This is a genomic window from Tabrizicola sp. (genome assembly GCF_051645465.1).
In the GTDB taxonomy this organism is placed as follows: Bacteria; Pseudomonadota; Alphaproteobacteria; order Rhodobacterales; family Rhodobacteraceae; genus Tabrizicola.
In genome coordinates this window covers 1-6945 of the sequence record NZ_JBOFBI010000402.1, presented here as the reverse complement: position 1 = coordinate 6945, position 6945 = coordinate 1, and the positions used below count along the sequence as shown (strand labels likewise).

Sequence of the window (6945 nt, the reverse complement as noted above, 5' to 3'; positions counted from 1 at the left end):
TGGGCGTTGCCGGGGCCGAAGAGCTCGCCCCGCGAACAGGCGAGAAGCGCGTCCTTGTCGAAGTAGGTCGGATATGACGCCATCCCTTGTGGTCCCCCGATAAGCGTTTGAGCATCCCTAGCATCCGGGGGGGAAAGGTGGCAAGCGCAGCCGGGCGGAGACGGGAGGCGGCCATGACGGCGTTGCCCCCGCGCCCGATCACGTCATTGTGGCCGATCGCAACGGCCCCATAGTGATGACTTTTGTCGTCGGGAGCGGGATTCGGCAGGGATTTGAGGGGATTTCCCGCTGAAACGGGCGATTCCGGATTGAAACAGTCGGGTTCTCGGCCCTATATCAACGCAGAGCAACGGCAAGGGGCGGGCATTTGACCGGCACCGAACGCAGCGCAGATTGGCTGAAGGCGGGGGGCCTGCGCCCCACGCGTCAGCGGCTTGTGCTCGCCTGCCTTCTGGTGGGCGACGGCGAGAACCGGCATGTGACCGCGGAAAGCCTGCATGCGCTCTCGGCCGAGGCGGGCGAGAAGGTCAGCCTTGCGACCGTTTACAACACGCTCCGCGCCTTTTGCGATGCGGGGCTCATGAACGAAGTCGTGGTCGACGGGTCGAAAAGCTATTTCGATACGCGGATAGACGATCACCCGCATTTCTACTGGGAAGACAGCCATACGCTTACCGATGCCCCGGCCGAGGAGCTGGAGATTTCGGCTTTGCCGAAGGCCCCAGACGGCATGGAAGTGGCCCGCGTCGATGTGGTGATCCGGCTGCGCCGGGCCTGAGGCGATATCTCGACCGATAACAGGCTTTCCGCGCTGACCGCCGGGCGATCAGTCCTCGTCGGTGATCTTCCGGTCATCCAAGGCCTCGGTGACGAAAGCGATCGGATCTCGGCAGAAGCTTTCGTAGAGCCGGAAGTGCGGCGTCAATTGCAGATCGGTCTCGTCAAGGCCGAACCGCGTTACCTGCAACAGCCGCGCGCCGGGAAGGGCCATCAGGATCGGAGAATGCGTTGCCATGATGACCTGCGCAGAGGCTGTGGTTTGAACGCGCGACAGGATCGCCAGCAGATCGAGTTGCCGCTTGGGGGAAAGGGCGCTTTCGGGTTCGTCCATGAGGTAGAGCCCCTGCCGGGCGAAGCGCTCTTGAAACAGCCGGATGAACCCTTCGCCGTGCGAGTACGAGAGAAAGTCGGGAGGCGACCCACCTGCGTCCCGCGCCGTCTCATCAAGATAGCGGGCGACCGAAAAGAATGACTCGGCGCGGAAGAACCAGCCGTCGGTGATCTTGGGCAGCCAGGCCGCGCGCCAGTGATCGGCCAGTGCTGCGCCCGAGCGGTCGAGCGCGCGGGAGTGATCAACCGGCCGATAGCCTTTGCCGCCGCCAGCCTCGTCGTAGCCGGCAAAGGCCGCAATTGCCTCGATCAGGGTCGATTTGCCGGTGCCGTTCTCGCCGATGATAATGGTGACTGGGGTTGTGAATTCCATCTGCCACTCGGGATCGCGCATGAACGGCAGGGTGAAGGGGTATTCCTTCGGTCGGGCATCATTGGGATCGCGCCATGCTATCCGTCGCAGAAACGGGGCGGACAGGCGCGTCCCTCTTGACCGGCGCGCCATTGCCTAGAACCACTGCCCTGGTTCCATCAGCCCGAGGTCCATCAGTTGCTGGCTGTGCCAGTCGAAGCGGACGGAGTTGGGCCAGAGGAAGGTCTGGATCGCGTGGCGTGAGCCGGGATTGGTGCGCAAGGCCTTGGCAGTGCGGAAGGAACAGACCGCTGCCGTCAGGCTGTGGTGCCAGCGGCAGGTGTAGGTGTTCATCTCTTCGTCCGACAGCGTGAAGTCGGGCAGAAGCTTCAGGCCGGGCTTGGCACGGAACAGCGATATCCGGTCGATCTTGCGGCGGGGGTAGGGGATGTGCTCCTCGAACCGCCAGCGCAGGCCGCCGAAGAAATCGAGCTGCCGCTCTTTCGGTTGCCAGTCGTTGGCCGGGTCCTTGCGGGCCAGCGCATAGTAGCCCGAGCGGTCCAGCCAGGTATCGGTGCGCGAGACGGCGTCGGCGCTGGACCCGAGGTCGCCAGCGTAAAGGTCGATGACATAGGTCAGCATCGCCTCGCGCCGTTCTTCGGCGTGGAAGGTCAGAAGCTCACGCACCCGGCGTGTTTCGCAGAACGGGAAGAAGAGGTACTCGGCGTTGTAGCAGTAGTGGAGCCAGGTGCCGGGCAGCTTTGCGATCACCTGGTTCACGGCCGCGACAAGCGCGCCATCCGCGAAGACGTCATGGGTAACTATATGCACCCGCGTTTCGTGATCGGGCGAGACCTGTACGCCCTCGGGCGCCAGGAGCAGGACGTCGCGAAAGCCGCAGGCGAGCTGGTGATCAAGGGTGGAGCCGATCTCGACATCGTCTTCGGCAAGGACGACGGAAAGCGGGCCTTTGCCAAGCGCGGTACGCTTGCGGTCAAGAAGTTCGGTCAGGCTTGGATAACGCATTCATGGGGTCCGGTCGGGATCACGCGCCAGATTCGGCGATCGGCGCGGGCAATGCAAGCCGTCGCATTGGCGAGCCGGTTTGTCGCCTTTCGTTGGGTCGCGGGATGCGGCGCATGCGACTCTGTCGCCAGTGACGACTGGAGGCCGACATGACGGGGAAAGAAACTGGAGGCTGCCTTTGCGGAAAGGTACGCTTCACAACCAGCGGCCCCCTGCGCGACGTGATATTCTGTCATTGCTCGCAATGCCGCCGACAGTCTGGCCTTTACTCTGCCGCAACCAGCGTCGGTGCGGACGCCCTGGATCTTGTGGGCGGGGAAAGCCTGACTTGGTTTGCTGCATCGGAGTTTGCCCGCCGGGGGTTCTGCGCAACATGCGGAACGATACTGTTCTGGAAGCCAAACGACGACGCGCGCTATGCCATCCTCGCCGGGTCTTTCGACCGACCCGAATGCCTGCACCCCGGCTACCACATCTGCACCGAGGGGCGACCGGAATACTACCAGATCAACGACGGTTTGCCGCAGTATGCTGCCGATGGGCCGGATGTCACGACGGCCGCGGGCTGATCCCGACGTTGCTGTGTTGGACCAGAGGGTGTAAACGCCCGGATCATCCTACAGGGACCGACCCGCATGACCGACGCCAAGAAGCTGTTCGTCAAGACCTACGGCTGCCAGATGAATGTCTACGACAGCGAGCGCATGGCAGAAGCCCTGGGCGCGAAGGGTTATGTCACGACGGACGTGGTGGAAGACGCGGACATGGTGCTGCTGAACACCTGCCACATCCGCGAGAAGGCGTCGGAGAAGCTTTACTCCGACCTTGGGCGTCTGAGGTCGCTGAAGGTGGCGAAGCCGGGGCTAAAGGTGGGCGTCGCGGGTTGCGTGGCGCAGGCCGAGGGCGCGGAGATTCTGCGCCGGTCCCCGGTCGTTGATCTGGTGGTAGGGCCGCAGGCTTATCACCGGCTCCCGGAGATGGTGGAAGCCGGGGGGCGGCAGGTCGATACCGAGTTTCCGCTTGAGGACAAGTTCTCGGCCCTGCCGGAACGGAAGGCACTGCGCGGCCCGACGGCGTTTCTGACCGTGCAGGAAGGGTGTGACAAGTTCTGCGCCTTCTGCGTGGTCCCATATACACGGGGTGCGGAAGTGAGCCGCCCGGTGTCTCGGCTTCTGGACGAAGCGCGGGGGCTGGTGGCGCAGGGCGTGCGCGAGATCACGCTTCTGGGTCAGAACGTCAACGCCTATCACGGCGAGGGGCCGGGGGGCGTATGGGGCCTGGCCCGGCTTCTGCGCGAGCTGGCCAGGATCGAGGGTCTGGCGAGGCTTCGCTATACGACCAGCCACCCGAACGACATGGAAGACGACCTGATTGCCGCGCATGGCGATCTGCCGGAGTTGATGCCCTATCTGCATCTGCCGGTGCAGTCGGGCAGCGACCGGATCCTGAAGGCGATGAACCGCAAACACACCGCCGAAAGCTATCTGCGGCTGGTGGATCGCATCCGTGCGGCGCGACCGGATATCCTGTTGTCGTCGGACTTCATCGTAGGCTTCCCAGGCGAGACGGAGGCTGACTTCGAGGCGACAATGGCGCTGGTTCGGGAGGTCGGGTTCGGTGCGGCGTTCAGCTTCAAGTATTCGGCGCGGCCTGGCACACCCGCCGCCGAGAAGACACCGGTTCCGGCCGATGTGGCCGACGAGCGCTTGCAGGCCTTGCAGGCCTTGATCACGGCCCAGCAGCATGAGGCGCAAGAGCGGATGGTGGGTCGCGAGGTTCAGGTTCTTTACGAGAAGGCCGGACGGAAGGCCGGGCAGATGGTCGGCAAGTCCGATCACCTGCATGCCGTTCACGTTACGGATCCCGAAGGCCGGATCGGACAACTTAAGCGGGTACGCGTCTTAGCTTCGTCCTCCAACTCTTTGGCAGCAGAACCACTTTTCGAGATCGTCGGACCTGATCCGACTGTGGCAGAATGGCCAAAAAGTCGCACTTCAGGATTGGTCTGATGCAAAAAAACCGGCAAATACCGACGAACTTCTTCTCTTGGGGCACATTGATCTGTTTTATAGCCCGCAAGAGTGGGACGACTCGGCCGGGTCAGAACGAAGGAGTGGGGGCATTGATGAAACTGGGGAGCGCGCTGCGGTTCGGGCTGCTGTCGGCCTTCGTGGGCGCATGCTTTGTTGTCGGGCCGATGGCGATGGCACAGGATGCGGCTGTCACTGGCAAGATCGAATGGGGCGTCTGGATCGACCGGGACGGCTGCCAGCACTGGTGGGCGGACGGCGGAACCGAAGGCTACATGGTGCCCCGGCGCGACCCGCATACCGGGAAACCCGTGTGTCTGAAGCAGACGAGCTGCCTGACCGAAAGCACCGACACCTATTTCGCTACGGCCAGCGCGACCCTGACGGCGGCAGGCCGGTCGAAGCTTGAGGAGTATTTCCGCCAGGCGGGTGCCTTCTCGTATTCGATCGCTGGGCACACCGATAGCCGTGGCTCGGATGCCTATAACCAGGGCCTCTCTGAAGCGCGCGCCGGGGCCGTCGCCTCTGTCGCACGTTCCGTCGGTGCGGCGGTGGACAGCGTGGTCGGCTACGGCGAGAGCCAGCCAGCCGCCTCGAACGCGACCAGCAAGGGCATGGCCAAGAACCGCCGTGTCGAAGTTCTCTGCTTGAAGGGCTGACCACGATGACATTTGCAGGAGAAACTGCCATGGATCGCAAGGACGGCCAGACCTGGGACCCGTTTAGGCTGAGTCTGTTGCTGGCAATGGGCGCGGCACTTTCGGGCTGCGGCGTGTTCGAAGGCTCAAGGCTGTATCACGGGCCTGACTCGGTGATTGCGGAGGACGATGACCGGGGCACCGACGATGGTGGTCTCGTCGAGGGCGAAGCTGCAATTGCCTACGATCCAGATGGCTGTCAGGTCTGGATCATTGATGACGGGCTTGAGGGCTATTCCTCCCCGCGCTTCGACCCCAAAACCGGTCTGCCGGTCTGCGACGACAAGTATCCGCCCGGAACTGTCATTGGTGACTATCAGTCGTCAAGCTCGCCGATCGCGGACCGCGTTCCACGCTAGCCCGTATCGTTTAGCTGCAGGAGGCCCCCGGCAGGACCGGGGCCTTTTTCTTTGGCGCCGACCGCGAACTTCGTCATGAAAACGGCATGTTTCCGTACAAGACTTAGTGTTGGCGGCGGGTTTCGCTTGCCAGATGACGTATCCGGCTGCACAGTTTGCCTGTGGCCATCACAGAAGGAGCGCCCGTTGGGCATCAGCGCGCTGACCCCCCCGTCCGCCGAGGATATTGTGGAGACAGTCCTCGAATTTCCTGACAATCGGTTGCTGATCGATCTTTGCGGCGAGTTTGACCGCAATCTTGCACAGATCGAACACCAGATGGGGGTGCATATCCTTCGACGCGGCAACCGCCTGGCGGTGATCGGCGACAAGGGAGCGCGGGAACAGGCAGCGGCGGTGCTAAGGTCGCTTTATGCGCGGCTCGAGTCAGGGCGCGGCGTGGCAGCGGGAGACATCGACGGTGCCCTGCGGATGGGCCGCCCGGTGGGCGAAGCCGATGGCGCCGAGCAGATCGAGCTTTTCAGCACGGGGATGGAGCTTCGAACCCGGAAGAAGCCTATCGAACCCCGGACCGAAGCGCAGAAAGCCTATGTCGCGAACCTCTTCCAGAACGAGCTTGGTTTCGGCATCGGCCCGGCAGGGACGGGCAAGACTTATCTGGCGGTCGCGGTCGGGGTGACGATGTTCATCTCCGGCGCGGTGGAGAAGATCATCCTGTCCCGTCCGGCGGTCGAGGCGGGCGAACGGCTGGGCTTCCTGCCGGGCGACATGAAGGAAAAAGTCGATCCCTACATGCAGCCGCTTTACGACGCGCTGAACGACTTCCTGCCATCGAAGCAGGTGGAAAAGCTGATCCAGGAGAAGCGGATCGAGATCGCGCCTTTGGCCTTCATGCGGGGTCGGACGCTGTCGAACGCGTTCATCGTGCTGGATGAAGCGCAGAACGCGACCACGATGCAGATGAAGATGTTCCTGACCCGTCTGGGCGAGGGCAGCCGGATGGTGATCACCGGCGACCGGACCCAGGTCGACCTGCCGCGGGGTACCGCTTCGGGCCTTGCGGATGCCGAGCGGATCCTGAAGGGCGTCAAGGGGGTCAGCTTCAACTACTTCACCTCGAAGGACGTAGTTCGGCACCCGCTGGTCGGTCGGATCATCGAGGCCTATGAGGCGGACGAAGCCATCGGGTGACGGGCGGCTTTCAGATTGAGCGCTGACGCGCGAAGACTCTTTGTCTCGTCGTCGGGGCTTGCGCCCTCCTCCTCGGCTGACGAGGGGCGCTGCCCCTCGAGCTCCCCGGAGTACTTGAAAAAAGAGCAAGCGCATTTGCTCTTTTCCAAATACTCCCGCGCGGCGCGCCCTTCTTCCGA

8 protein-coding genes and 2 pseudogenes are annotated in these 6945 nt (G+C 63.2%); 6 read left to right on the top strand and 4 right to left on the bottom strand.

What is annotated here, in order from left to right; genetic code table 11:
• Positions 1-83 (bottom strand): annotated as a pseudogene (locus tag ACRCSW_RS24335) (beta-hydroxydecanoyl-ACP dehydratase); the annotation flags it as partial.
• A 284-nt stretch (positions 84-367) separates the two neighbouring features.
• Here ACRCSW_RS24335 and irrA point away from each other — a divergent pair.
• On the top strand, positions 368-778 hold the full coding sequence (gene irrA, locus ACRCSW_RS24330; RefSeq protein ID WP_438708237.1) for an iron response transcriptional regulator IrrA: 411 nt from the start codon (positions 368-370) through the stop codon (positions 776-778).
• A 48-nt stretch (positions 779-826) separates the two neighbouring features.
• On the opposite strand, the gene ACRCSW_RS24325 is transcribed toward irrA, so the two are convergent.
• Together ACRCSW_RS24325 and ACRCSW_RS24320 are read right to left on the bottom strand one after the other, a co-directional pair.
• Positions 827-1483 carry an AAA family ATPase gene (locus ACRCSW_RS24325; RefSeq protein ID WP_438708236.1) on the bottom strand — a complete coding sequence of 219 codons (657 nt, stop codon included), beginning with the start codon at positions 1481-1483 and terminating at the stop codon, positions 827-829.
• Between the two features lie 135 nt (positions 1484-1618).
• A complete protein-coding gene (locus tag ACRCSW_RS24320) occupies positions 1619-2488 on the bottom strand; it encodes a hypothetical protein (protein ID WP_438708235.1) in 870 nt (289 codons plus the stop codon).
• A 149-nt stretch (positions 2489-2637) separates the two neighbouring features.
• Between ACRCSW_RS24320 and ACRCSW_RS24315 the strand changes: the two genes are divergently transcribed.
• The 5 genes and pseudogenes from ACRCSW_RS24315 to ACRCSW_RS24295 all read left to right on the top strand — a co-directional run bounded on the left by ACRCSW_RS24315 (position 2638) and on the right by ACRCSW_RS24295 (position 6766).
• Entirely contained in the window at positions 2638-3057 is a 420-nt protein-coding gene (locus ACRCSW_RS24315; RefSeq protein WP_438708234.1) for a GFA family protein, read from the top strand.
• Between the two features lie 66 nt (positions 3058-3123).
• A pseudogene (gene miaB, locus ACRCSW_RS24310) lies at positions 3124-4428 on the top strand (tRNA (N6-isopentenyl adenosine(37)-C2)-methylthiotransferase MiaB); the annotation flags it as partial.
• A gap of 185 nt (positions 4429-4613) precedes the next feature.
• A complete protein-coding gene (locus ACRCSW_RS24305) occupies positions 4614-5177 on the top strand; it encodes an OmpA family protein (protein ID WP_438708233.1) in 564 nt (187 codons plus the stop codon).
• Positions 5178-5206: 29 nt separating this feature from the next.
• The gene (locus tag ACRCSW_RS24300) at positions 5207-5575 is read left to right on the top strand and encodes a hypothetical protein (protein ID WP_438708232.1); all 369 of its coding nucleotides are present in this window, start codon (positions 5207-5209) and stop codon (positions 5573-5575) included.
• Positions 5576-5761: 186 nt separating this feature from the next.
• On the top strand, positions 5762-6766 hold the full coding sequence (locus ACRCSW_RS24295) for a PhoH family protein (RefSeq protein WP_438708231.1): 1005 nt from the start codon (positions 5762-5764) through the stop codon (positions 6764-6766).
• Here the strand turns inward: ACRCSW_RS24295 and ACRCSW_RS24290 are convergent.
• On the bottom strand, positions 6739-6945 hold a 207-nt coding region (locus tag ACRCSW_RS24290; RefSeq protein WP_438708230.1), incomplete at its 5' end, for a hypothetical protein. The two genes, ACRCSW_RS24295 and ACRCSW_RS24290, sit on opposite strands and share 28 nt — an antisense overlap.

Coding starts and splice junctions, on each gene's coding strand:
- ACRCSW_RS24315 (WP_438708234.1), top strand. CDS start 2,638: ATGACGGGGAAAGAAACTGGAGGCTGCCTTTGCGGAAAGGTACGCTTC.
- ACRCSW_RS24300 (WP_438708232.1), top strand. CDS start 5,207: ATGGATCGCAAGGACGGCCAGACCTGGGACCCGTTTAGGCTGAGTCTG.
- ACRCSW_RS24320 (WP_438708235.1), bottom strand. CDS start 2,488: ATGCGTTATCCAAGCCTGACCGAACTTCTTGACCGCAAGCGTACCGCG.
- ACRCSW_RS24325 (WP_438708236.1), bottom strand. CDS start 1,483: ATGGAATTCACAACCCCAGTCACCATTATCATCGGCGAGAACGGCACC.
- ACRCSW_RS24305 (WP_438708233.1), top strand. CDS start 4,614: ATGAAACTGGGGAGCGCGCTGCGGTTCGGGCTGCTGTCGGCCTTCGTG.